A 25,053-nucleotide genomic window follows, 5' to 3' on the forward strand; every position below is an offset into this window, starting at 1 on the left:
TCACTGCGTACGGTCGATCCACGTGCCGGCCACGAAGAGGTCGCGGGTGATGTACCGGTCGATCCCCTTCACCTGCGGCTTCGTGATCGTCGAGAGGTAGCTGCGGCTCAGCCATTGCACGGCGACGTCCTGGTTGAGCAGCAGCTCGATCTGCTGGTAGTCCGACGTACGCCGCGCGGCGTCCTGCGTGGCGCTCGCGTCCAGCACCAGCTGGTCCACCTGCGGGTTCTGGTACTTCCCGAAGTTCGACGAGCCACCGGTGGTGTACACGCGGCTGATGCCGGGGAACGGGTAGTCGAACGCCGCGATCTGGCTCGCCATGTCGAAGTCGCCGCCCTGCAGGACGCGGCCCGCGTACTCCGCGAGGTCGAAGTAACGCACCTCGACCTTCACGCCCACCGCGGCCATCGACGCCTGCACGAACTCACCGAGCGGCACCGAGCTGCGGTCGGTGGTGTAGACGAAGTCGGGGTTTCCGCCCGACGCCCGGTACTCGTCGACCAGCTGCTTCGCGCGTGCGACGTCGTACTTCGGCCAGGCATCGGTGGCCTGCTGCGTGTGGTACGGGCTGGTCTCGTCGAACAGGCTCTCGGCCCTGATCAGCTGGTTGCTGAAGAACGCGGCACCGAGCGCGTTCGGATCCATCGCGGCCACGGCGGCCTCGCGCATCCGCTTGTCGTTGAAGGGCGCTCGGGTGAAGTTGAAGTAGTTGAGGACGCCGCCGTTGCCCGGTCCGAAGTAGACGCGCAGGTTCGAGTTGGCGAAGGCCCGTACGAGCTCGGTGTTGAATCCGCCGTTGATCGCGTCGACGTCGCCGTTGGCCATGGTGGCGTAGCGGCTCTCGGTGTCGGGCAGGGGCCGGATCTCGACACCGTCCAGGTAGGGCATGCCCTTCTGCCAGTAGTCCGGGTTGCGGACCAGCTCCATCTTGTTGTCGCGCACCCAGTTGGACAGCATGAACGGACCGGCCCCGACGGGGTGGCTCGCGATGTCGTCGCCGTACTGCGCCAGCGCGGCGGGCGAGACGATCATGCCAAGGGTGCCCTGTGACATCGGCTGGGCGAACACCACGGGAAAGTCACCCATCGGGCCGTCGAGGACGAACTCCACCGTGAGCGGGTCGATCGCGCGCATGGCCGTGATCCGCAGCGCGAACGCGTGCGCGGGCGAGGCCGCCTTGTCGATGTGGCGCTGGGTGTTGACGATCACCGCGTTGGCGTCGAGCGGTGTGCCGTCGGAGAACCGCACCCCGTCGCGCAGGCCCATCCGCCACGTCACGCCGCCGTCGGGGCTGGTCATCGACGCGGCGAGGTAGGGCTGCGCCGTGCCGTCGGGCATCAGCTTGAACAGCGAGTCGTAGACCATCGTGGCGGCGAGGTTGGAGTTCTGCCGTGTCGGGTCGAAGCTGATGATCTCCCGGTCGTTGCCGATGACGAGAGTGCCACCGGTCTGCGGCGAACCCTCCGCAGCCCGGTCCCCGCCGTAGGGGTCGAGCGTTCGGACCGTCAGAGGCGCGCCGGGACCGGCGCCCGGCGCCTGGCCACAGGCGGCCAGCAGCGCAGCGCACAGCAGCACGGCGGTGACGATGACGCTCGACCGTGCACGGCGAAGGGACAACCGCATCGTTCACTCCTCGTTGAGTCGGCGGCGACAGGCCGACGCGCGACCGGCGTCCTCAGGTCGGCGCCGGGGCGTACGCCGCCGACCCGAGGACATGCGGTGTCGCCCGCATCACACATGCTCCGACCGGCCGGCGGCTCGGAACCACCGTCTCCGCGCACGATGACGTGCCGATCCGTGCGAGGTCCGGATGGCCTGCACCCGCACCGCGCACACGAGTTGGCCACCGTGCACAGGTCATGACCTGTGCACGGTGGCCACGAGGTGTGCGTGGTCAGCGCAACGTTGATCACGCCGCCCGCGCCGGACGGGCCGCGAGGTGTAGAGGTGGACGTATCCGTCGGTGGGCGACGAACCCGCCGACGCCTCGACAGGAAGGACCACCATGAAGTTCGGGATCGGCTGCTTCGTCACGGACGAAGGCATTGCGCCGGGCGCTCTGGGCCGAGCGGTCGAAGAGCGCGGCTTCGACGCGCTGTTCGTGGCGGAGCACAGCCACATCCCGGCTTCGCGGCGCAGCCCGTACCCGTCCGGAGGTGAGCTGCCGAGGGTCTACTACCGGGCCCTGGACCCCTTCGTCGCGTTGACCGCGGCCGCGGCGGCCACCTCGCGACTCGTCGTGGGCACGGGGATCGCCCTGCTGGCCCAGCGCGACCCGATCAGCACGGCGAAGGAGGTCGCCTCCCTCGACCTGGTCTCCGGCGGCCGCTTCGCCTTCGGCGTCGGCGTGGGCTGGAACCGCGAGGAGATGGAGAACCACGGCACCGACCCCACCACCCGTGGCCGGCGCATGGACGAGAACCTCGAGGCCATGCAGCGCATCTGGACCGAGGAGCAGGCCGAGTTCCACGGCGAGTTCGTGAACTTCGACCCGATCTTCTCCTGGCCCAAGCCCGTCCAGAAGCCCCATCCGCCGATCTACGTCGGCGGCGGTGAAGCCAACTTCCGTCGCATCGCCCGGTTCGGCGCCCGATGGTTCCCCAACTCGCCGTCGCCGGAGGCTCTCGCGCCACAGCTCGCGAAGCTCCGCGACCTCGCCGGCGCCGACGTCGTGGTCTCGGCCACGCACATCGGCCCCAACGAGCCGGAGAAGCTCGCGGGCTACGAGGAGCTGGGCGTCGAACGCGTCACGCTGCATCTGCCGACGGCACCCGAGCAGGAGACCCTCGGGCACCTGGACCAGCTCGCCCAGCTCGTCGCGAAGCTCGGCTGAACGGGTCCGCCCGGCGGGCGCCTCATCCCTCGCCGCCCGCCGGGCGGGCCGCCGCGCGCACGTCGGCGGGGGTCCCGAGGCCGGCCCCGGTGCCGTCGGTGTGGCGCACCTCGTCCTCCCATGGCAGGCGGTAGCTCCCCGCCGCGAGATCCCGCATATAGGTGTACGGGCAGTCGGTGGCGCCTCCCTCGACGGCGCTGTAGCCCCGGTGGCCCAGCTGGTAGATGTTGTTCTCCACGCCCCAGCCACGCCGGACCTCGTCGGCGCGGGACGGCACCACCTCGGCGGTGACGATCCGTCCGGGAGTTCCGTCGCCTTGCTCGAGCACGGTGCCGTCGACGTCGCAGACCATGGCCTCGCCCTGCGAGTGGATCCCCGCCGCGTCCGGGCCCGCGAGGCAGACCGACGCCGTGTAGGCGAGGTTGCAGAAGGCATTGGCCTGGTTGGTGAATCGCCAGGCCTGCTGGATCGGATAGGTGTAGCCGGCGGTGCGCAGGATGACGTTCGCACCACGGTAGGCAGCCTCGCGCGCGACCTCCGGCAGCATCCCGTCGTGGCAGATGATCAGGCCGAGCCGGGAGCCTGCGGGTCCGTCGCACACCGGGATCCCGAGGTCGCCGGGATGCCAGGGTTCGGCCGGTACCCACGGGTGCAGCTTGCGGTAGTGCAGCCGCAGCTCGCCGGTGTCGTCCACGATGATGCCGGTGTTGAACGGGGCGCGGCCCGGGTTGCGTTCCATGATCGAGAAACAGCCCCAGATCCTCGCCTCCGCGCATGCCCCGCGCAGCTTCGCGACCTCCGGCCCCTCGACATCGCACAGCAGGCGGTCGTCGAGCCAGGTCGCAGGGTCCAGCCCGTGCAGGCTGTACTCGGGGAAGACCAGCAGATCGGGGACGGGAAGCGCGCGGCACGCGCCGATGACGGTGCCGGCGATCCGGTCCACAGCCGCGGCCACGTCCGGCGGCTCCGCGACGGTCGGCACGGGAGCCTGCACAAGACCCAGCACCATCCCGCCCGGCGACGGGTTCAACCCACCGAGTCCACTCACGACATCGCTCCCCGTCCCGGCAGCCCACCCAGCGGCGTTGCGTCCATCAGCCGGCCGGGACGGACGCGGGCTCCGGCTCCTGGGCCGGTGTGGGGCTCAGCGCGTCGATCAGCGTGTAGGCCACGCCCCCGAGCACGATCCCGGCGACGGCCTCGCTGAGCTGAGGGGCCATGACGTGCACCGCGTACGAGCCGATCGAGGCGATCGCCCAGGCCGCGAACGGAGCGGGCCGCCACAGCCGCGCGGCACGCAGGCTGGAGCCTCGCCGCAGTACCTGGTCGACGATGAGGATCGCGCCGATCGGCGGAACGAAGATGCCGAGGAGGTTGAGCCAGTCGGAGAAGTAGCTCCACACGCCGGCGAGTGCGGCCACGAGCCCCACGATCCCGAGGACGATCGTGAGCACCCGCATTCGGCCGCCGACGAGCTGGCTCCACCCGACCGCACCGTTGTAGAGGCAGTGGCAGCAGACCGAGCCCAGGTTGGCGAAGACGAACACCACCGCGATCGCGGAGAGCACGGGGCCGTGGCTGGTCAGGACCGGCAGGAAGTCACCGCCGTTGGCTGCCGGATCCACGGCCTTGCCCGCGGCGACGACGATCCCGCCGACGAGCAGGGAGATGAAGTTGGCCACCGGGAAGGCGGTGAAGGCCGCCATCACCGCCTCGCGCCCGTTGCGCGACCAGCGGGTGAAGTCCGCGGTCATCGTCCCGGAGTCGGCGAAGCCCGCGATGGTGATCGTGACCGCGGCGCCGAAGCTGAACACCGTGGCGCCCGGGCCCCCGCCCTGGTAGCTGGTGATCCCCGACAGTCCTCCCTCTCGGGCGGCGAGCACGAGGGCGACCACGGCGAGCACCACGAACATCGGCGCGGCGATGAGGCCGATGACCGTCAGCGCCCGGATGCCGATGAAGGTGATGGCGATATAGAGCACCCCGGCGACCAGGATCATCCACGTCTCGTTCCAGCCGAGAGACGTGTGCAGGGTCGACCCGGTGAGCCCGGTCTGGAACGCGAACCACCCGATCACCACGGTGGACAGGAAGCCCGCCGCGATGGTCGCGCCGTGGCGGCCGAACGTCTGGGCGGCCGTCAACGCGAAGTTCTTGCCGGTCTTGCCCGCCACATAGCTCAGCGTGCCGACGTAGAGCATCAGGATGATGTTGCCGACGATGATCGCGCCGATCCCGCGCCAGAACCCGAGGCCGTAGACCGTCGCCCCACCGAACACGGCGTTGGTGATGATCATCGGGAAGCCGAACCACACGGCCGATACGGAACCGAGCGATCGCCGTTGCGACAGCGGCACGGGCTCGTGCTCGAACTCGGATTCGAGCGCGTGGTGCTCGGGGACCTCCTGGTCCCGCTGGCTGGTGGTACTCACGGAGCGGTCCTCCGATCGATGCGGCCGGTTCGGCCGTGGACTGTCGGGACGGGTGCGGGGAGCGGACGACCCGGGGGCGCCGAGACTCAGCGGGCGCCGACCGTCTCCGCCGCCGGGGTTTCGGAAACGGCGTGGGACAGCACCGGTGGCCGCCGGGGCCGGGCGTGCTGTTCCCAGGCCAGGGCGAACCTCAGCAGCTGGGGCTCGGCGAGCGGGCGCCCGACCACGTCCATGCCCACCGGCAGGCCGTCGTCGGTCATCCCCGCCGGCACGGTCATCGCCGGCAGGCCGCTCTGGGAGGCGATCACGGTGTTCGTGGGGAACGTCTCCGCGGTCCAGCGAAGGTCCGCGAGCTCCTGCCGCGTCGGGGGTGGCACCTGCACCGTCGGGAAGACGAGGACGTCGACGTCGGCGGTGGCCATCGCGTGGAGCAGGACGCGCCGGAACTCCTCCTGACGCACGCGCATCCGGTGGTAGTCCGGGGCGTCTGCCGCCACCCGCGGCCCCTCCGCGGCAGTGGCGAACAGATCGGTCAGCGGGTGGAACACCCCGCTGGCGAAGATCTCGTCGAAGCTGCGCACCGGAGCCGCGGGACGGGCCGCGAGGAACGAGGTGATGTCCTCCTTGGACTGCGTCGCGTAGAACGCCGTCTGCCTGATCCAGTCCCGGAGCCCGGGCAGTTGCACGCTTTCGACGTCCGCCCCGGCGGAGCGCAGCTCGTCGATCGCGGCGAGCACCAGCGCGGAGACCGGCTCCGCCTCCGGCGAGGAGCCGAACGCGTCCGTCAGTACGCCCACGCGTGCTCCGGCGAGCGTGGCTCCCTCCAGAGCGGCGACGTAGCTGCCCTGGCGGCCCGGGACCCGGGCCGCTACCGCCGTGAAGGGGTCGGCCGGATCGTGCCCGACCATGGCATCGAGGAGAACGGCGACGTCACCCACCGTCCGGCCCATCGGCCCGGGCGTGTCCTGGAAGTGCACGAGCGGCGAGAACCCGGTGCGGCTGACGAGCCCGGTGGTCGGGCGCAGCCCGAAGAGGTTGGTGAAGGAGCCGGGGACGCGGACGGAGCCGCCCGTGTCCTCCCCGACGCCGACGAGCCCCAGGTTCGCGGTCAGCGCCGCGCCCGTGCCGGCGCTCGACCCGCCCGCCTCGCGGTCCAGGGCGTACGGGTTCTTCGTGTGGTCGCTGCGCGAGGAGAACGAGAACCAGCCGGCGGCGAAGTCGCACATGGTCGTCTTGGCGAGCACGACCGCGCCGGCCTCGCGCAGCCTGGCCACGACCGTCGCGTCGCGCTCCGGGACGTAGTCGGCGAACAGCGCCGACCCGAACGACGTCGGTATCCCGGCCGTCTCCGCCTGGTCCTTGATGAGCACGGGAACGCCGTGCAGCGGGCCCTGCAGCTCCCCCGTGGCCGCGAACGCCGCGTCGAGCGCCTCGGCCTCCGCGAGTGCCAGCGGGTTGACGGTGACGACGGAGCCGATGCGCGGCCCTGCGGAGTCGAGCTCGGCGATCCGCTGCAGGTACCAGCTCACGAGGTCGGCGCTCGTCGTGGTTCCGGCGAGCACCTGCTCGTGGAAGGCAGTGGTGGTGAGTTCCTCGTAGGACAAGGTCGGCTCCCTCTCGTCAGGCAGGCGCCGGGCACACCGGGAAGGCGAGCCTCCGCGCGCCCGACCGCAGGCGGCCGTCGACCGCGCAGGGGTGGTTGGGGTGGATGCCGGGCGCCGGTGCCGGGCGTGCGTCGCCCCTGTCGGCCCGGGTCGGCCGATGCGAGGTCGAGCGCGCGGAGTTCCGCACTCGGTGCGGCGGGGTCTCCGCAGTCCACGACGCTACGGAGCCCAGATGTCCGTCCTGTACCCCTCGGTTTCGGCTCGATGACCGGACGGCGCGGACGGCGCATACCTGCTCACCACGAGCCGTACCACCGCGACGTGCGCAAACCCGGCAGCTACTCGCCAGGCGGGAAATCGGCCGAGCGGCTCACGTCCGCCCACTGCTCCGCCTCCGCGGCCCGGGCGCGCGAGGACCTCTCGGCCGCCTCCACCGCTCCGGCACCGAGCAGCAGGCGCAACGGTGGCTCCTCCAGGTCCACGACGTCGAGGATGATCCGCGCCGCCCGGGCGGGGTCGCCCGGAGCGGTCCGGTCGAAGCCGGCGCGACGGCGGTTCATCGCACCGACGGTCTGCTCGTAGTCCGGCCCGACCGGCGCAACCGTCATGGACGAACCCGCCCAATCGGTGCGGAACGCTCCGGGCTCGACGATGGTGACCTTGATGCCGAGCGGTCCGACCTCGTTGTTCAGCACCTCCGAGAAGCCCTCGACGGCGAACTTCGCCGCCTGGTACGCGGCGGCGCCCGGCGACCCGCCCACGCGGCCACCCACGGAGGAGAACTGCACGAAGTGGCCGGAGCGCTGCGCGCGCAGCACCGGGAGAGCGGCCTTCGTGACGTTCACGACGCCGAAGAAGTTGGCTTCGACCTGCGCACGGAAGTCCTCGTCCGAGGTCTCCTCGATCGGCGAGGAGTTCGCGTAGCCCGCGTTGTTGGCGACGACGTCCAGACCGCCGAACTCGTCCACGGCGAACCGGACGGCCGCTCGTGCCGCTTCCGCGTCGGTGACGTCCAGCGCGTACGTGCGCACGCGCTCGCCGTAGCTCTCTGCCAGGTCGGCGACCTGCTCGGGCCTTCGGGCGGTGGCGACCACCTGGTCCCCGTGCTCCAGCGCCGCCGTCGCCAGCTCACGGCCGAAGCCGCGCGAGCTACCGGTGATCAGCCAGGTCCTGGTCATGTCCGCTTCCTCTTCTTCCTCACGTCGGGTGAAACCATCTCGCATAAGTGTCACATGCACGTAGCACTATGACGGGTGACCGCCGCGATGACGCCGAATGTGAGTGGTGAGGTGCCGCACACGAAGTACGGTTGAATGACCATGAGAGCGGACGCCACACGCAACCTGAACGCCGTGCTGCGCACGGGAGCACGACTGCTCGCCGGGGATCCGACGGTGAGCATGGCCACGATCGCCACGACGGCGGGGGTGGACCGGCGCACGGTCTACCGGCGCTTCGCCACACGGGAGGCCCTGCTCGCCGCCGTCTTCCAGGCGAAGCTCGACTCCGCGGAGCAGGTGCTCGACGCGGCCCGGCTCGAGGAGGCGCCGGTGGCGGTGGCGCTGCACCGCTACGTGGAGGGCATCGTGCCGGTCAGCCGGGAGTGGCCGCTCGACGTGCGGCGGATGATGCGCGCGGATCCCGTCGCGAACGAGCGCCGGGAGACACAGAGCCGGCGGCTCGATGTGTTCCTGGATCGGGCGACCGCCGAGGGGCTGCTCCGCGCCGACCTAGCGGAGGGCTGGACCCGCAGAGTGCTGGATCAACTCGTCGACTCGGTCGCCCACGATTTCCCCCGGCTCGATCCGCCGCAGGCCGCCGACCTCGTCGTCGCCACGTTCCTCGACGGGGTCGGCCGGCACTGAATCGGCGACGTACAACTCCGGACGTCAGGTCGTGTGCACCACGAGGCCGTCCGCGCGTTCGCGCTCTCCGAGCAGCTTGCGCAAGGACTTCAGCGCGTTGTACGTGCGCGACTTCACCGTGTCCGGCGGGATGCCGAGCTTCTCCGCCGCTTCTCCGACACTGCTGCCGTGGATGTACACATCCGCGAGAACCGCACGCCGCTCCGGCGACAACGAGTCCATCGCCTGCAACACCTGCATCGAATCCATCGCGCGGTCGGCGTGGACCTGACCGGTTTCCCGGGTCCGTTCGGCCACTACATCCCGCACGACCATGAACAACCAGGCGCGACCGACACTCTGCCCGCTTGAATCTGCACCGTGACGCCATGCGCGGATCAGTGTTTCCTGCACGACATCTTCGGCAACAGAACGGTCACCGGCGAGTCGTATGGCATAGGCCAAAATCGACTTCCCGTGCTCCTCGTAGAGTCTGCGGACCAACACCTCGCCCGCAACATCTGCGCGGCGACGAGCCCCCCGGCCAGCCATAGCCACACCCTTCCCGAGATTTCTCCACGTCAGTGAGAACGACCGAGGGAGCCCGACGCTGGGGCCTCGATCCGCAGGGGGCCACCCCCGTTTCCCCCTGCCCGGCCTCTCGTGTCGATCGGCCGATCGACACGTACGCTAGGCCCTGCCTCGTTGAAGCGTCAACCAGGGCAAATCGGGCGTTACACGCAGAGATCACGACCCAGAGGAGTTGGACATGGCCAGGAAGCGCAGCCTCGACGAGGGTCCGGTGCTGCGCGGCAAGATCATGGAGCGGGCAAGCGTGCTGTTCTACGAACGTGGCTTCGCCGCGACCTCGATCCGTGACATCGCCGACGCGGTCGGTATCTCTTCCTCAACGCTCTACCACCACTTCACCAACAAACAAGAAGTGCTGCACGCGATAGCTGTGAACTTCATGAGAGACTTCGTGGCCGAGACCACAGTGGTGCTCCGGGACACATCCCGCACGCCGACCGAGAGAATCCGCGAGACGGTGCGGCTGCACCTCACGATCAGTGACGACCGGCGACCCGAGCTGGTCGTCGGGAATCCCATCCGCTATGGCCTCGATCAGGAGCAGCGGCGCGACGCGATCAGGCTGCAGACCGAATACCACGACGCCGTTCTGGACGTGATCAGCCAGGGAAATGACGCCAAGGAATTCCACATCGTCGATATCCCGCTCACGACCATGGCCCTGCTCGACATGCTCAACGGTGTGCGTGAATGGTTCCGGCGAAGCGGCCCGCTCTCCCTCGACCAGATCATCGACCGATACACGGCATTCAGCCTGCGGATCCTGGGCGCCTCACCCGCCCGCAGCGCGGGATGACTCCATGAGGACCGTTCGGTCAGAGCGTCTCGAGTTCGTCGAGTGTGGGTGTCGGGCGCCGCGTTCCGCCTGGCGCGTCGAGATAGAACAGCGCCGTCGACGCGATGTCGTCGTGCAAGGGCAGGTAGCGGTGGCCTGCTCGCCATCCCAGCGCCTGGATGTCCACCCGTATCGCCGACGCGAAGCGAATGGGGTCGGGCACGTGCCAGCGGTACATCCCGAAGCGTTGCTGACTCTCGTACAGCCCGTCGGGCCGGATGATCTGGTGCAGGCCCAGGTAGGGGGTGGTGTAGCTCGTGTACCCCTGGCCGGGGACGTCGAAGTTCCACGCGCCGCCGAAGTAGTCCTCGGTTCCGGTACCGCAGATGGTCGGGAAGTCACGGTCGTCGTCGAGGTAGTACTTGATCTCCCCCTCCCCCCACCATCCCCGCGAGTTGACACCCCAGGCGAGGTAGGTGCCGACGTACTGACCGGAGCCACGCACGCCGCTCAGCAGCGGGTGGACCGAGCCTGACGACAGCGGGTCGGAACGGCGCCACTGTGCGTGCAGGTATCCGCTGTCGGTCTCGTCGGTCCCGACGTCGAAGGTGACCTGGTAGTAGACGACGGCGGGCGCGGCGGCCAGGTTCTCGATGGTCAGCCGGGCTGCCGAGCGGAACGGCATGGGCCAGTAGCTGTTGAGCCCGCCGTGCGGGTTCACCGCGATCATCGACGAGCTGAGCTGCGCGAACCGTCCCCAGCCCTGGCCGAAGAAGTCACCCACCGGCACCTCGACGGCCGGCCTGGCCGCGCCGTCCCAGTAGGCGCGCAGGAGCAGGCTTCTCCAGTTGTCCGGGTGGGTCGTCATCCAGATGTGGGTGATGCGGCCGGGCCCCTCGATGGCGGCGAGGTCGATCGTGGAGTGGGCTCCGATCTCGATGCTCGGCGAGATCTTCCAGCCCTGACCGAGCTCGCGGCCCGGCACCGCTCCGGTGCCCTCGGTGGCTCGCCCACCCTGTCCGGGTGCTCCCGTGGGGTTCTCCGGGCTGATCGAGCGGGTGGAGACCGCGCGAAGACGGGCGACGTCGTGATCAGGCATGACGACACACTCCCCGATCGGCCACGAGGGACGCCATCACCACGCGGGGCTGGGTGATTTGTTCGTGTTGTTCCGAATATGCCGAACATCCCCCCGCCGGAGGGAGCCATACGTCCTCACAGTGGCTAATGGTGGAGGCGGGCCGGCACGGGCGCCGGCACAACAGACGGGACAGGAGGGTGAATGCGATGACTCGGGCCCAGAGCAACGGTGCTGACGAGAGCCGGATGGTGATCAGTAGCAGCGTGGCGGCGCAGCGCGCAGGCGACCTCCCGTCCCGCCATGCCGGCTGATCGCCGCCGCGGCGGAACGCGCCTGACGTCCTATCTCGGGGCGCGTCTGCCGAGGCCGGAGGCACCGCTGCTGAGCCAGTCGGTGATGCGCACCAGCACGCCGATCGCGCCGATCAACATGATCACGAGACCGATCACGTACAGGTCGTCTTCGACGAGACCGAGGGCCCCGATGCCGACACCGAACAAGACCACCAACCCCGCTGCGACCATCAGGTTCACACCTCCGGTTCCTGCGTTGCCCTCCCCCTCTCGCAGTATGCGCGCCGAAACGCCGCTGGCAGGAGGGCCGTCATGACTTCCTACGCGCTCGTGCTGGCCGATGGCGACATCCCGGCGCGCAGCCAGATGGGGGCGTCGCTGGGTTTCCACATCATCTTCGCCTGTTTCGGGGTCGCCTTCCCCGCTGTCGTCCTGATCGCGCACTGGCTGGGGTTGCGGCGTGGTGATGCGGTGGCCCTGGTGCTGGCACGGCGGTGGTCGAAGGTGATGGCGGTGATCTTCGCGGTCGGCGCGGTGTCGGGCACGGTGCTGTCGTATGAGCTGGGGTTGTTGTGGCCGGGGCTGATGGGGCGTTTCGGTGCCGCGTTCGGGATCCCGTTCAGCTTGGAGGGGGTGTTCTTCTTCGTCGAGGCCATCTTCACCGCGATCTACCTGTACGGCTGGCGTGGGCTCTCGCCGTGGGTGCACTGGTGGAGCGGGATGCCGATGGTGGTGGCGGGTCTCTTCGGGGCGTTGTCGGTGGTGGCGGCGAACTCGTGGATGAACCAGCCCAGCGGGTTCGTCCTGACCAACGGGCAGATCACCTCGGTCGACCCGTGGTCGGTGATCTTCAACCGGGCCACCTCGTACGAAGTGCCGCACATGATCCTGGCCGCGTACATGGTCACCGGTTTCCTCGTGGCCGGGGTGTATGCGGTGGGGATGCTGCGCGGGCGGTGGGACCGCTACCACCGGCTGGGGTTCCTGATCCCCTTCTCGGTCGCCGCGATCGCCGCGCCGATCCAGGTCGTGGTCGGTGACATCGCCGCCCGGATGGTGGCCCAGCATCAGCCGGCGAAGTTCGCGGCGATGGAACTGGTGGACCGCACCGGCACACACGTCACCGAATGGCTCGGCGGGATCTACTGGAACGGGCAGGTCTACTTCGGCGTCGGGATCCCGTCACTGGATTCGATCCTGGTCGGGTTCTCCCCGAACACGCGGGTGATCGGATGGGAGGACTTTCCCCCCGAGCTGCGCGCCCCGTTGCCCAACCTGATCCATCTGTCCTTCACCGGCATGGTCGCGATCGGCACGCTGCTGGTCGTGCTGGGGGCGTGGCAGGGCTGGGTGTGGTGGTTTCACCGCCGGGTTCCGCGTACCCGCTGGTTCCTCGTTCCCGCCGCACTCTCCGGGGTCGGCGCGGTGCTCGCGATGGAGTTCGGGTGGATCGTCACCGAGGTCGGCCGCCAACCCTGGACGGTCTACGGGGTGCTGCTGACCCGTGACGCGGTCACCCCGGCCAGCGGCGTGCCGATCACACTGGCCCTGACGATCGTGATCTACCTGGTGCTCACGGCCGTGTGCATCGTGGTGCCCTGGGAGATGGGACGCCGCTGGCGCAGCGCCGGGGACCCACGGCTCGTGGAGGACCAGGCCACCCCCTACGGCCCACCCGCCGAACACGAGCAGGAGGTCCGGTCGTGAGCGAGCTCGCGAGCTCACCATCGAACACAGCACTCCGGGGAACGCGGCCGACGAGCGCCGGCGAGGAGGACACGTGACCCCGTCACCGGAACTGTTCGCCGTCGCGGTCCTGCTCTTCGTCGCGATCGCGGCCTACGCCCTGTTCGCCGGCGCCGACTTCGGCGGCGGCATCTGGGACCTGCTCGCCGGCGGCGACCAACGCGGAGCACGCCCACGGGAGGCCATCGACATCTCCGTGACACCGGTCTGGGAAGGCAACCACGTCTGGAGCATCTTCGTGCTCGTCATCCTCTGGACCGCCTTCCCACCCGCCTTCGCCGCGATCATGACCGCACTGTTCGTCCCGATCGCGCTGGCTCTGCTCGGAATCTTCTTCCGCGGCATCGGTTTCGCCTTCCGCCACGAAGCCCAACGCCTGCACCTGCAACGGCTCAACGGCGCTATCTTCGCGATCTCCTCACTGATGGCACCGTTCTTCCTCGGCACCGTCATCGGGGCAGTGGCCACCGGTGCGGTCCCGCCCAGGCCGGCCGGGGAGGTCCCCGGGGCCTGGACCAGCACCACCGCGTTGGTGACCGGCGGGCTGTTCGTCGCCACCTGCGCCTACATCGGAGCGATCTACCTCGTCGTCGACTCCGAACACCGCGACGATCCCGCCATGGCCCGCTACTTCTCCCACCGCGCACTCGCCGCCGGCCTCGCCACCGGCGTGCTCGCCGCGGTCAACCTGCTGTTGATGCGCACGAGCGCCCCGTACGTGTTCGACCGGCTCGTCGGACCGGCGCTCCCACTTCTCGCCGTGTCGGTGGTAGCGGGGATCGCCGCGCTCGTGCTGGTGGCCCTGCGGCGCAGCCCCCATGTCCTGCGCATCTGCGCCAGCCTGGCGGTCGCCGCAGTTGTGGCCGGGTGGGGATGGGCGCAGTACCCCTGGCTGCTGCCCGGGTCGATGACACTGCTGCAGGGCGCCGCACCATCAGCCACGCTGTGGACCGAACTGGCCGTCACGGGCCTGGCCGTGGTGCTCGTGTTCCCCGGCTTCGGCTGGCTCTACTGGCTGCAGCAGCACGGACGGCTCCATGAGAGCAAGACGCACGAGGACCTCCACCTGGCCACTGCCGCCCCCGGCGAGCCGCTGACGGCTCCGCCGAGCCCCGCTCCCGTGCAGCGTGAGCACAAGGTCGTGGCAACGGTGCTCATCGCGACGGTGGCCACAGAGCTCGTCCGGCAGTTACTGGAGCGCCGGCGGAACCGCCGCGGCTGAGGTGGCGGCTCATCCGGGAACAGTCCTGGTCAGGCCGACCGGACGGACGCCGTCAGACGGGCACCGGCATCTCGCCCTGACGAACACTCCAGAGCCGGACCGTGACCACGACGGCCACGACGGTCAGCAGTGTTGCGGCCAGCATCGCCGCGGTGGTGAACCCGGAGACGAACGCGTCACCCGCGATCGCCAGCACCGGTGCGGGGTCCGGGAGTTGCCCCGCCGCAGCCACGGCGCCGCCGAGCGTTCCGGTCGCCGCCTCCGCCACGTCCGGCGGGAGCGCAGCAGGGAGGGCGCCCGTGATCTCGTCGCGGTAGACGGCGGTGGCGACCGTGCCGAGCACCGCGATGCCGACCGCTCCGCCGAACTCCGCTCCCGTCTCGCCGACGGCTGCGGCCGCGCCGGCCCGCTCCGGCGGCGCGGTCGTCACGATCAGGTCGATGGCCAGTGGCGCGACCATCCCGGTGCCGAAGGTGAGCACCGTGTACGCGGACATCACCGCGAGCACCGACGATTCGGTGCCGACCATGCCGACCAGCGCGAACCCCGCGGCCGCCACTGCGGTTCCCGCGCCGACGACGAGCGCGGGACGCACCGTGCGCACGAGGGCGGTGGCCAGCCCGATGCCGATCACGGTGCCCGCGATGGTCGGCAGCATCCACAGCGCGGCGACGAACGGACGAAGCCCCAACACGAGTTGCAGGAACTGCACCGCGAGGTAACCCATCCCGGCGCTGCCGAGGACGATCATCGTCTGGGCACCGAGAGCGGCACCGAATCCGCGGCTGCGCAGGAGCCGGATGTCGATCATCGGATCGGCCAGCCGGAGCTGCCTGCGGACGAACAGCACGGCGACGAGGCAGCCGCCGAGCACGGCCAGCGCCGGGGCCACCCCGAAGGCGTGCGCCGCCATCTCCTTCACCCCGTAGACCACCGGGAGCACGGCGGCCAGCGAGAGCAGCGCGGAGACCACGTCGAACCCACCCGGACGCGGGTCACGCGACTCCGGCAACAGCACCGGCCCCACCACGAGGAGCAGCAGCATCACGGGCACGTTGATCAGGAACACCGAGCCCCACCAGAACTGCTCGAGCAGCAGCCCGCCCACGATGGGGCCGATGGCGACCCCACCGGTGAACGCTCCGGTCCAGATGCCGATCGCGGCGCGACGGCTGCGGTCATCGGGGAACATCGAGCGGATCAGCGCCAGAGTGGACGGGGCGAGCACCGCGCCACCGACACCGAGCAGCGCACGCGCCGCGATCAGCATCTCGGGCGTGGACGCGTACGCAGCGAGGACGGACGCCCCACCGAACGCCCCCGCGCCGAGCAGCAACAGCCGGCGCCGCCCGATCCGGTCGCCCAGCGAGCCCATCGTGATCAGGAGCCCGGCGATGAGGAACCCGTAGACATCCATGATCCACAACAGCTGTGTGCCACTGGGGGCGAGGTCGGCGCTGAGCCAGGGCGCCGCCATGAACAGCACGGACAGGTCCATGGAGGCGAGCAGGGCGGGAAGCACCAGGACGGCGAGCCCGAGCCAGGCCCGGCGGGCGTCGTTCATGACGGCGATCATACGTACGTATAAGACATATGTATAGAACGCACGTCCGTCCAGGACTCTAGGATCGCGCCATGGGACACCGCGAGGACCTGCTCGCCGGTGCGAAGCGCTGCCTCGCCGAGAAGGGCTTCGCCGCCACCACGGCACGCGACATCGTCGCCGCCTCCGGCACCAACCTGGCGTCGATCGGCTACCACTTCGGGTCGAAGGACGCCCTGCTGAACGCGGCGATCATCGACTCGTTCGACGACTGGGACGACGAGATCGCGCACGCCCTCCGGTCCGGCACGCGCAACAATCCCGTCGACCGCCTGGAGGCGTTCCTCGACGGAGTCGTGGCCGCGCTGACCAGGGACCGGTCCACGGCGGTCGCGAGCGTGCAGGCCTATGCGCGCGCCGAGCACACACCGGAGCTGCGGGACCAGATCGCCGATGCGTACGACCGCGGCCGCCGTTCGGTCGCCGCACTGATCCTCGACGTCGCCGAGGACGAGATCGACGAACGGACGGCGCTACAGCTCGGCTCCCTGGCCCTCTCCCTGGTCAACGGGCTGGTGCTGCAGACACTGCTCGACCCGGAGCGCGCGCCGTCCGGCGGCGACCTCGCCGCCGCCCTGCGCGCCCTCGCCCCGCTCGGCTCGGCCGAGAAGGACTGACGCTCCCCTCGACCTGATGAGCCTCAGGCAGGCCGGTGCGTCACGTAGATCATGTTCCGCTCGTTCCCCGGCGCCGGATGGGTGACGACCTCGCCGAACCCGGCCTCGCCGAGCATCCGTCGGGCCGTCTGCTCGCCCCACGCACCGCCGAGCCCGGCACCACCCACCGCGAGCGAGACGGTCATGCAGTGCAGGGTGCTGGTCGAGTAGATCCACCGCGCGTGGGGGTTACCGATGTTGTCCTCCAGGTTGCTCGACAGGGCCAGGTCCAGCATGAAGAAGGTGCCGCCCGGGACGAGCGCGTCGTGGGCCGCGCGCAACACCGCCGCCGGCGCGGCCTGGTCGTGTACCGAGTCGAAGGCGAAGATCACATCGAACGGCTGCGCCGGTTTCAGCTCGGCGACGTCGGCCACCTCGAACGTGACGTTGGAGAGCTTCGCCTCCGCGGCTTCGACCCTGCCCCGGTCGAGGGCGTCCTCGGCGATGTCGTAGCCGACGAACGTCGAGGCGGGGAACGCCTTTCCCAGCACCACCAGCGCATGCCCGGTGCCGGTGCCGATGTCGGCGACCCGGACGCCCGCGGCGAGCCGCTCCCTCAACCCGGGCGCCGCCGGCAGCCACCTGTCGAGCAGCATCTCGTCGACCGGCCTGCGGCTGAGCTGGTCCATCTTGTCGGTGAACTCCGGGCGGAACACCGAGTACGGGACGCCGCCGCCCGCCCGGAACGCGTGCTCGAGCTCGCCGAGGTGCTTGCCCAGGCTCGTGACCATTCCCGCGAGTGGCGCCATGTTCGCGGAGCCGTTGCCGGTGAGGCCTGCTGCGTGTTCGGCCGGAATGGTGTATTCGCGCGTTGCCGCGTCGTAGGTCATGATCCCGTTGGCCACGATCGACCCGAGCCATTCACGTACATAGCGCTCCTGCAGGCCCGCCCGGTCGGCCAGCTGCTGTGCGGTCGCCGGACCCTGCGCCGCGGCCTCGAACAGGCCGGTGCGGTACCCGAGATCGATCATGTAGGTGAGCAACCCGTTGGTGTATACGCCGAAGAGGTGCTGAGCGAACTCGGTCTGCCGTCCACGATCCACGTCGAGACTCTTGGTCATACTTGATTTTCTACACGCCGAAAATCGTGACCATTGGGTTACCTGCACCACATCAATGATCCCGATCGAGCCGTTTCAGCACCAGCGCGGCCACTTCCCTCCATCACGAGGAATGCACCATTGTTCGCGATTCTCGGCACTCACGGCTTGCGAAGGCGCCAGTACAACAGACCGGCCTGGATGACGAAGAACGCTCCGCCGGCCAGCGCGTACATGACGATGGCGTCCAGCCGCGGATCGTCGCCGATCGCGGTGACGCCGAAGCCGCCGCCCGCGAGGACGGACAGCGCTCCGGCCAGCAGCAGCGACCACTGTCTACCCATCTCAGGGCGGTGCCGGTGCAGCGCCGCGACCAACTGCGCCACGCCGGAGACGATGGCCCAGCCGCCGAACACCAGCAGCACGGAAGGCACGTCGATGTTCCCGGCTATCGCCAGAGCGACCGCAGCGAGAGTGCTGACTGCGATGTTGAACAGCTGCAGAGCCCGTCCGGGCATGCCGGACCGATCGCGAAAATCAATAAAAACGGCGACCGCATCGATAAGTGGATAGACGACCAGCAGGATGATCGTGCCGACCGCGAGAGAGTCGAGGACGGTTGCGAACCCGACGGCCCACAAGATTGCGATCAGCCCGCGGATCACGTACAGCAGGAGCAGGGAGGACACACCACTCCGCCCGCGAGCCGTCGCGGACAAGGAGGTGCGGGGATGCGAATTCACCACGATGCCTTCCATGGAGGGCGAGAATGTGCCGCGCACCGGCGTCGACGGTCTGCGCCGCGAAGCCGACCCGGCCTCTCGGCCCGGATTTGCCGATAACTGTTATTGCGAGCCCGGCGTGCGGGCTCGCCGTGAGCCGGTCAGCGCGCCCCTGGGGAGATGAAGGCGCCTCACTGTGGGCACGGTGTCTGTTCCGTGCGTCGTTTCTCCGGCCGGCACAACGGTGACCGTATGTGCCCGCTGACCGGCTCGGCGACCGTGAGGTGACGCCGCCGGTGTACGTCACCGCGGCGGATCAGCCGATCCCGGCCTGCAGCAGGACACGACGGTCCAGCTCCGGGCGCCTACCTTCCGCGGAACTCGGGACGACGCTTCTCCTGCCGGGCCCGGCGACCCTCGGCGCGGTCTTCGCTCTCCCAGCAGGCCGCGAACGCGGCCTCGAGCTCCGCAGTGTCGCTCGCCGGCTCGACGATGTCGTTGAGCACGCGCTTGGAGTAGGCGAGGGTGAGCGGGGCGAGCTCGGCGATCTCCGTCGCCCAGGTGATCGCATCGGCACCCGACCCGGCACGCTCGGCCAGCCCGCAGGCCCGCGCGGCGTCGGCGTCGAGCTGTGCACATCCGAGCAGGAGTGCCCGTGCCGTGCCGTTGCCTGCCAGCACCGACAACCGCCGGATGGTCCACGGGTCCACCGCGAGGCCGATCTTCGCGGTCGGGACTCCGAAGACCGCTGCCGGCGCGACGACCCGCAGGTCCGCGGCGATCGCAAGCTGCGTGCCCGCGCCGATCGCCGGTCCGTTCACGGCGGCGACCACAGGCACCGGCGCGTCGACCACCGCGTGCAGCATCGCGTAGTGCGCGTCGCGGAAGTCGGCGGTGTAGACGTCGTCGAGGTCGGCGCCCGAGCAGAAGCTCGTGCCGCTGCCGGTGAGCACGAGCGCCCTCGCCCCGTCGGCGACGGCGCCGCGGACCGAGTCGCGGAGCATGTCGCACAGCTCGGCGGTCAGCGCGTTGCGTTTCTGCGGGCGGTCGAGGGTCAGCACCGCGACCCGCCCATGGTCTGTCCGGACGATCAATGGAGCGCCTTCCGCACGGCGTCGAGGTGATCGGAGGGGTGAGCGCAGTCCCCGCCCACCCGGTCCCCCCGCCCACCCTGCCCCACGCCCCGCCCACCCGCGTGAGGCGGGCCCTGTTCCGTCCGCGGCGTTATGGTGACGACCACCGTCCAGAAGGTGTCCCCAGCCACCTCGTCCACAGTGGAGCCGCAGTATGCCGACATCGGGCCCCGCGGTCGGCAGGCCGCGCGATCCCGCGCTCGACCGGCGGATCGCGCTCGCCGCGGTGGAACTGTTCGGCCGGGCCGGCTGGGCCGGCTTCAGCGTGGAGGCCGTGGCCCGGCAGGCCGGTGCCGGGAAGGCGTCGATCTACCTGCGGTGGCCCACGAAGGAACGCCTGCTCTCCGACGCCCTCGAGACCCAGGTCGTCGACCTCACCGATGCCGACACCGGCACCCTGCGCGGGGACCTCGTCCACCTGGCCCGCCAGCTACTGGACCTCTACCTGGGCGAATGCCGCCAGGCCGTGCTGCGGATGAGCGTGGAGGCCTCGGAGATCCCCGGCGTGGCGAACCGCTGGGCAACACTGCAGGAGTCGCAGGTGCTCGCCGCTCGCGCCATGGTCCGCCGCGCCATCCGGCGCGGGGAGGTCAGCGACGGCACCTCCGTCACCCTGCTGCTCGACGCCCTGTGCGGCGGGGTCGTGATGCACGTGGTCGCCACACCGCCGCACCTGCGCCACCGTCTCCTCACGGACGCCCCGCGGTACGCGGAGAGCCTCGTGGACTTCCTCCTGCGCAGCGTCGACGCCGGATCCTGACACCCGCGTTTCCGTCGATCCGGCAGCGCGGCTATGGTCACCGCCAATTCAGACGAGATACGTCTAGGAAGGGTCCCGTCCGGCTGGAGCCGCCCACTCATGACCACGCGTGAGCTCGACCCCCGCACACCCGTCCTGGTCGGGGTCGGACAGGCCTCCGAACGCCTCGACGACCCCGGTTACCGACGGCGTTCCGCCGTGGAACTCGCCGCCGCGGCGGTGACCGAGGCCCTCACCGACACGGCGTCGGATCCTGTCGCGGTGGCGGCCGCGGTCGACACGGTCGCCGGGGTACGGCAGATCGAGAACTCGATCCCCGGTGTCCGCGCTCCCCTGGGCAGGTCCGACAACTACCCGCGATCGGTCGCCTCCCGCATCGGTGCCTCACCTGCTCGCGCGATCCTCGAAGTCGTGGGGGGTCAATCCCCCCAGCACCTGGTCACCGAACTGGCGGCCACGATCGCCGCGGGCCGGTCGGAGGTGGCGCTGCTGTTCGGTTCGGAGGCGATCTCGACCGCCCGCCACCTGCGCACCGCCGCGGATCGTCCGGACTTCACCGAGCACGTCGACGGGGATCTCGAGGACCGCGGATTCGGCCTCCGGGGCATCCTGTCGCGACACCAGACCGACCACGGGCTGGTGGGCATGCCGAGTCGATTCGCGCTGGTCGAGACGGCCCGCCGAGCCCGGCTGGGACAGACCCGCGAGGAGTACGCACTCGGGATGGGGCGGCTCTTCGCCCCGTTCACCGAGGTCGCCGCCGCGAATCCACACGCCGCGGCCCCCACCGTGCGCACCGCCGAGGAGCTCGCCACGCCCTCCGCCGCCAACCGGCCGATCGCCGACCCGTACACCCGTTACCTCGTGGCGCGTGACCAGGTGAACCAGGGCGCGGCGGTGCTGCTGATGTCGGTGGCATCGGCGCGGCGGCTGGGCGTGCCCCGGGAGCGCTGGGTGTTCCTGCACGGCCATGCCGACCTGCGCGAACGGGACCTGTTCGAACGCGTCGACCTCAGCGCGTCACCGGCGTCGGTGCTCGCGGCACAACACGCGCTCGACGTCGCCGGAATCGGCCCCGACCAGGTCACAACGTTCGACCTCTACAGCTGTTTCCCGGTCGCGGTGTCGAACATCTGCGACGGCCTGGGCATCGGCCCCACCGACCCGCGAGGTCTCACCGTCACGGGTGGCCTGCCCTTCTTCGGCGGTGCAGGCAACAACTACTCGATGCACGCGATCGCCGAGACGGTGCAGCGGATGCGCGCCCTGCCGGGAGCTTTCGGGTTCGTCGGTGCCAACGGCGGCACGATGACCAAGTACTCGGCCGGGATCTACTCCACGGCTCCGGTGGAGTGGCGGCCGGACCGCAGCGCCGAGATCCAGGCCGAGATCGACGCGTGGCCCGCGCCCGAACACGTGGTGCACGCCGACGGCCGGGCGACGATCGAGACCTGCACGGTCACCCACACCCGCGAGGGCGCCCGCACCGGAATCGTCGTCGGGCGGCTCGACGACGGCGGCGCCCGCTTCCTCGCCAGGAACGCCGACGGCGACGACACGGCAATCGACCTGCTGACCGTCGGTGAACCGGTCGGAAAGCCCGTCCACGTCCGGTCGTACGACTGCGGCAACCGGTTCAGTTCTCTCCGGAAACAGCTGTAACGGACCCCGCACCCAGCCGGGTGGCGCGAGGATGAGAGAGGCACATCACGGTCGATGTGTCTCGCGCTGCGGCGGGGAGACCGCAACCGTGAACATCGACACCCGCCGCAGCGCCGCCCGCCCCGGAGCAACGATGCCTGAGCCCGACCCGCAGACCGTCCTTCTCCTCCAGCACCAGGACGACGGTGGCCCGGGCAACCTCGTGACGTGGCTCGACGAGCACGGAATACCGTGGGAGCTCGTCGACGTCTCCGCCGGTTCGCTGCCACCGGTCACGCCGCGCCGCGCGATCGTGGTGCTGGGCAGCGAGGAGGCCGCGTACGACCCCACGGTGGCCTGGCTGCCCGCCGAGAAGGCCTTCCTGGCGCAGGCCATGGCGATCGGCACACCGGTTCTCGGGCTGTGCTTCGGCGGGCAACTGATCGCCGACGTGCTGGGCGGTCGGGTCACGAAGGCCAGCGTCACCGAGATCGGCTGGGTCGACGTCGCAGCCCTGCCGGATTCTGGACGGAACGGTGCCGCTGCGGATCCGGCCGACGCCGTCGTGCTCGGCACGTGGCTCGCGTGGCACTACGACGAGTTCGAGCCGCCGCCCGGCAGCACGGTGCTCGCCGCGACGAGCAACTGCGTGCACGCGTTCCGCCACGGGCCGCACCTGGCTCTGCAGTTCCACCCCGAGGTCTCACCCGCGCACATCAAGCTGTGGCTGGACAAAACGTTGCGGCAGGATCGGCCGGCGATGGACGCCGAGGACGCCCGCCGCATCCTCGACGAGTCCGAACGGCGCAGCACCGCAGCCCGCGACGCCGCCTTCCGCCTGTACGCGTCGTTCTTCGGCGGATCCGTGTCCTGACGGCAGGGGCGAAGGGCCCGCGGGTCCGGGGTCGTTCGCGGGCGGCAGAACCTGCGGAGCGCCGGTACGTTCGGTGCGAATCTGCGAGGAGTGAGGCCGACGAGAGGCCGGTTGCCGTGAGCATCTCCGTGTTCCTGCTCGACGACCACGAGATCGTCCGGCGTGGCATCGCCCAGTTACTCGAGTCCGAGGACGACATCCAGGTCGTCGGCGAGGCCGGCAGCGCGGCCCAGGCCCTGGCCCGGATCCCCGCCCTGCGACCCGACGTGGCGATCCTCGACGTCCGCCTCCCCGACGGCGAGGGCGTCACCGTCTGCCGCGAGATCCGCTCCACGGTGGTGCCGCCTCCGGCCTGCCTGATGCTCACCTCGTACTCGGACGACGAGGCCCTCTTCGGGGCCATCATGGCCGGAGCCTCCGGCTACCTGCTGAAACAGGTCACCGGCATCGACCTCATCGGAGCCGTGCGCACCATCGCCGACGGTGGCTCCCTCCTCGACCCGAAGGCCACCGCCGTCGTGCTGGAGCGCCTGCGCAAGGGCGAGGAGCCCCCCGATCCCCGCTACGAGTCACTCAGCCCCCAGGAACGACGCATCCTCGGTTACATCGCCGACGGCCTCACCAACCGCCAGATCGGCGCCGAGATGTACCTCGCCGAGAAGACGGTCAAGAACTACGTCTCCTCGCTGCTGCACAAGCTCGGCTTCTCCCGCCGCACCGAAGCCGCCGTCTACGCCACGGAACACCGCCGGGGCAGCGGAACCTGACGACCCGCGTGGCTCTGCCCGCTGCGGAAGCACCTAACGCGGCGATCCCAGGACCAACGGCCCGCCAGCGGGGAACGAGTGGCACTCGTCCGAGCAGGTAACGAGGGGCAGGCTCGGAGAAAGCCCGTGCACCGGGGAAGTGCGATGACAGGCGAGCAGCGATGAGCGAGCTTGCGAGCAAAATCAATGTCACAGCGCCCGCGCGAAGCGCCGGCCGAGCACAGCGAGGGCGTGCCATGAGCGAGCTTGCGAGCGAATCAATGTCACAGCGCCCGCGCGAAGCGCCGGCCGAGCACAGCGAGGGCGTGCCATGAGCGAGCTTGCGAGCGAATCAATGTCACAGCGCCCGCGCCGGCCGAGCACAGCGAGGGCGTGCGATGAGCGATCCTGACCTGGCCGGGGCGGTCACGGACGCCCTGCGCGCACCGTCGGTTCAGAACAGCCAACCCTGGAAATGGCGCATTCTCCGCGACTCGGTGCAGCTGTACGCGGACGAGGACCGCCACCTCTACGTGACCGATCCCGAGCAGCGTGAACTCGTCCTGAGCTGCGGCGCCGCACTGCATCACCTCCTCGTCGCACTCGCCGCCCGCGGCGTCGGGACCGACGTGACGCGCCTCCCTGACCCGGAGGACTGCGACCACATCGCCACGATCGCCGTCAACCGCGCTTCGGCGCCGGACGCACTCACCGCCTCGCTCTACCCCGCCATTGCCGCGCGGCAGACCGACCGGCGCCGCATGAGCGACGACCCGGTGTCTCCCGACCAGGTGGAAGCCTTGCAGGAGCACGCCGGGCACGCCGGTGGCCTGCTCGTGCCGGTGACCGAGCCGCACGCCCGCGAGCAGTTGGTCGCCACACTCACCGAGGCGAACGAACAACAGCGCAATGAACCGGGCTACGCGTCCGAACTGCGGCTGTGGACCCACCGTCTTCCCGGCAGCCACGACGGTATCCCCGCCGACGCGGTGGCGGCTCCCGTCTGCGGCGCGCGACCGACCGGGCTGCGGCGCTTCGGACCCGCCACCCTCGCCCAGCCGCCGCTGTCGCCGGGGCGTACTCCGGACGACGCCGCGGAGTTCCTGGTCGTGGCCACCGCGACCGACACGGTGTTGGACCACATCCGTGCTGGTGAGGCCACGAGCGCGGTGCTGCTCGCGGCGACCCGGATGGGATTGGCCACCACCCCGCTCAGCCAGGCACTCGAGATCGACTCGTGCCGGCACCGGATACGCACCGAGGTGCTGCGCATGCCCGAGTACCCGCAGCTCGTGGTCCGGGTCGGCCTGCCGGCTGCCGGAGCCGACGAGCTGCCGGTGACGCCACGGCGCGCGCTCCGCTCGGTCCTTCTGCCCGACTGAGGTCCGCACGCCCGGCAAGTTCGCGAGTCCCCTGGCAACGGGCCGAAGGACTCTGCACGGGGGTTCGTCGAGCGA

General features: G+C 70.1%; 23 protein-coding genes. 11 read left to right on the forward strand and 12 right to left on the reverse strand.

All coding sequences use genetic code 11. The features are described 5' to 3' along the window. A complete protein-coding gene (locus tag ACQPZQ_RS27815) occupies positions 1-1,623 on the reverse strand; it encodes an ABC transporter substrate-binding protein (RefSeq protein ID WP_433285478.1) in 1,623 nt (540 codons plus the stop codon). 382 nt (positions 1,624-2,005) lie between these two features. On the opposite strand from ACQPZQ_RS27815, the gene ACQPZQ_RS27820 reads away from it, so the two are divergent. Next, positions 2,006-2,833, forward strand: coding sequence for an LLM class F420-dependent oxidoreductase (locus ACQPZQ_RS27820; RefSeq protein WP_433285480.1), 828 nt, complete (start codon positions 2,006-2,008; stop codon positions 2,831-2,833). Positions 2,834-2,855: 22 nt separating this feature from the next. On the opposite strand, the gene ACQPZQ_RS27825 is transcribed toward ACQPZQ_RS27820, so the two are convergent. The 4 genes from ACQPZQ_RS27825 to ACQPZQ_RS27840 all read right to left on the reverse strand — a co-directional run bounded on the left by ACQPZQ_RS27825 (position 2,856) and on the right by ACQPZQ_RS27840 (position 8,047). Next, positions 2,856-3,881 carry a formamidase gene (locus ACQPZQ_RS27825; protein ID WP_433285482.1) on the reverse strand — a complete coding sequence of 342 codons (1,026 nt, stop codon included), beginning with the start codon at positions 3,879-3,881 and terminating at the stop codon, positions 2,856-2,858. 46 nt (positions 3,882-3,927) lie between these two features. Next, a complete protein-coding gene (locus ACQPZQ_RS27830; protein WP_433285484.1) occupies positions 3,928-5,265 on the reverse strand; it encodes a cytosine permease in 1,338 nt (445 codons plus the stop codon). Positions 5,266-5,351: 86 nt separating this feature from the next. Then, positions 5,352-6,869: an amidase gene (locus ACQPZQ_RS27835; protein ID WP_433285486.1), complete on the reverse strand. Its 1,518-nt coding sequence runs from the start codon at positions 6,867-6,869 to the stop codon at positions 5,352-5,354. 338 nt (positions 6,870-7,207) lie between these two features. Continuing rightward, a complete protein-coding gene (locus tag ACQPZQ_RS27840; protein WP_433285488.1) occupies positions 7,208-8,047 on the reverse strand; it encodes an oxidoreductase in 840 nt (279 codons plus the stop codon). Between the two features lie 135 nt (positions 8,048-8,182). Between ACQPZQ_RS27840 and ACQPZQ_RS27845 the strand changes: the two genes are divergently transcribed. Further along, positions 8,183-8,734, forward strand: a complete 552-nt coding sequence (locus ACQPZQ_RS27845; RefSeq protein WP_433285490.1) for a TetR/AcrR family transcriptional regulator — start codon at positions 8,183-8,185, stop codon at positions 8,732-8,734. A 24-nt stretch (positions 8,735-8,758) separates the two neighbouring features. Here ACQPZQ_RS27845 and ACQPZQ_RS27850 read toward each other — a convergent pair whose 3' ends face one another. Then, on the reverse strand, positions 8,759-9,265 hold the full coding sequence (locus ACQPZQ_RS27850; RefSeq protein ID WP_433285492.1) for a sigma factor-like helix-turn-helix DNA-binding protein: 507 nt from the start codon (positions 9,263-9,265) through the stop codon (positions 8,759-8,761). Positions 9,266-9,482: 217 nt separating this feature from the next. Here ACQPZQ_RS27850 and ACQPZQ_RS27855 point away from each other — a divergent pair, with 217 nt between their 5' ends. Then, entirely contained in the window at positions 9,483-10,100 is a 618-nt protein-coding gene (locus ACQPZQ_RS27855; RefSeq protein WP_433285494.1) for a TetR/AcrR family transcriptional regulator, read from the forward strand. A gap of 19 nt (positions 10,101-10,119) precedes the next feature. Here the strand turns inward: ACQPZQ_RS27855 and ACQPZQ_RS27860 are convergent, their stop codons facing one another. Together ACQPZQ_RS27860 and ACQPZQ_RS27865 are read right to left on the reverse strand one after the other, a co-directional pair. Next, positions 10,120-11,178 carry a glycoside hydrolase family 172 protein gene (locus ACQPZQ_RS27860; protein ID WP_433285495.1) on the reverse strand — a complete coding sequence of 353 codons (1,059 nt, stop codon included), beginning with the start codon at positions 11,176-11,178 and terminating at the stop codon, positions 10,120-10,122. A gap of 323 nt (positions 11,179-11,501) precedes the next feature. Further along, on the reverse strand, positions 11,502-11,693 hold the full coding sequence (locus ACQPZQ_RS27865; protein ID WP_433285497.1) for a hypothetical protein: 192 nt from the start codon (positions 11,691-11,693) through the stop codon (positions 11,502-11,504). A 72-nt stretch (positions 11,694-11,765) separates the two neighbouring features. Here ACQPZQ_RS27865 and ACQPZQ_RS27870 point away from each other — a divergent pair, with 72 nt between their 5' ends. Both ACQPZQ_RS27870 and ACQPZQ_RS27875 read left to right on the forward strand, forming a co-directional pair. Next, on the forward strand, positions 11,766-13,160 hold the full coding sequence (locus tag ACQPZQ_RS27870; protein ID WP_433285499.1) for a cytochrome ubiquinol oxidase subunit I: 1,395 nt from the start codon (positions 11,766-11,768) through the stop codon (positions 13,158-13,160). A 73-nt stretch (positions 13,161-13,233) separates the two neighbouring features. After that, entirely contained in the window at positions 13,234-14,421 is a 1,188-nt protein-coding gene (locus ACQPZQ_RS27875) for a cytochrome d ubiquinol oxidase subunit II (protein ID WP_433285501.1), read from the forward strand. Positions 14,422-14,473: 52 nt separating this feature from the next. Here ACQPZQ_RS27875 and ACQPZQ_RS27880 read toward each other — a convergent pair whose 3' ends face one another. Continuing rightward, positions 14,474-15,997: an MFS transporter gene (locus ACQPZQ_RS27880; protein WP_433285503.1), complete on the reverse strand. Its 1,524-nt coding sequence runs from the start codon at positions 15,995-15,997 to the stop codon at positions 14,474-14,476. 59 nt (positions 15,998-16,056) lie between these two features. On the opposite strand from ACQPZQ_RS27880, the gene ACQPZQ_RS27885 reads away from it, so the two are divergent. Further along, positions 16,057-16,641 carry a TetR/AcrR family transcriptional regulator gene (locus ACQPZQ_RS27885; protein WP_433285505.1) on the forward strand — a complete coding sequence of 195 codons (585 nt, stop codon included), beginning with the start codon at positions 16,057-16,059 and terminating at the stop codon, positions 16,639-16,641. Between the two features lie 23 nt (positions 16,642-16,664). Here the strand turns inward: ACQPZQ_RS27885 and ACQPZQ_RS27890 are convergent, their stop codons facing one another. The 3 genes from ACQPZQ_RS27890 to ACQPZQ_RS27900 all read right to left on the reverse strand — a co-directional run bounded on the left by ACQPZQ_RS27890 (position 16,665) and on the right by ACQPZQ_RS27900 (position 19,536). Then, entirely contained in the window at positions 16,665-17,741 is a 1,077-nt protein-coding gene (locus ACQPZQ_RS27890) for a class I SAM-dependent methyltransferase (RefSeq protein ID WP_433285507.1), read from the reverse strand. Between the two features lie 140 nt (positions 17,742-17,881). Then, entirely contained in the window at positions 17,882-18,409 is a 528-nt protein-coding gene (locus tag ACQPZQ_RS27895) for a DUF308 domain-containing protein (RefSeq protein WP_433285509.1), read from the reverse strand. A 398-nt stretch (positions 18,410-18,807) separates the two neighbouring features. Beyond that, positions 18,808-19,536 (reverse strand): enoyl-CoA hydratase, encoded by a 729-nt coding sequence (locus ACQPZQ_RS27900; RefSeq protein WP_433285511.1) that lies wholly within the window; start codon positions 19,534-19,536, stop codon positions 18,808-18,810. 193 nt (positions 19,537-19,729) lie between these two features. Between ACQPZQ_RS27900 and ACQPZQ_RS27905 the strand changes: the two genes are divergently transcribed. The 5 genes from ACQPZQ_RS27905 (at position 19,730) to ACQPZQ_RS27925 (ending at position 24,978) form a co-directional block, all read left to right on the forward strand. Beyond that, a complete protein-coding gene (locus tag ACQPZQ_RS27905; RefSeq protein WP_433285513.1) occupies positions 19,730-20,335 on the forward strand; it encodes a TetR/AcrR family transcriptional regulator in 606 nt (201 codons plus the stop codon). Positions 20,336-20,434: 99 nt separating this feature from the next. Beyond that, positions 20,435-21,997 (forward strand): acetyl-CoA acetyltransferase, encoded by a 1,563-nt coding sequence (locus tag ACQPZQ_RS27910; RefSeq protein WP_433285515.1) that lies wholly within the window; start codon positions 20,435-20,437, stop codon positions 21,995-21,997. 133 nt (positions 21,998-22,130) lie between these two features. After that, entirely contained in the window at positions 22,131-22,850 is a 720-nt protein-coding gene (locus ACQPZQ_RS27915; protein WP_433285517.1) for a type 1 glutamine amidotransferase, read from the forward strand. A 116-nt stretch (positions 22,851-22,966) separates the two neighbouring features. Continuing rightward, positions 22,967-23,617 carry a response regulator gene (locus ACQPZQ_RS27920; protein WP_433285519.1) on the forward strand — a complete coding sequence of 217 codons (651 nt, stop codon included), beginning with the start codon at positions 22,967-22,969 and terminating at the stop codon, positions 23,615-23,617. A gap of 377 nt (positions 23,618-23,994) precedes the next feature. Continuing rightward, complete coding sequence (locus tag ACQPZQ_RS27925) at positions 23,995-24,978, forward strand: Acg family FMN-binding oxidoreductase (protein WP_433285521.1); 984 nt, start codon at positions 23,995-23,997, stop codon at positions 24,976-24,978. Positions 24,979-25,053 lie beyond the last annotated feature (75 nt).

The organism is Pseudonocardia sp. CA-142604 (assembly GCF_050948475.1).
GTDB classification, from domain to species: Bacteria; Actinomycetota; Actinomycetes; order Mycobacteriales; family Pseudonocardiaceae; genus Pseudonocardia; species Pseudonocardia alaniniphila.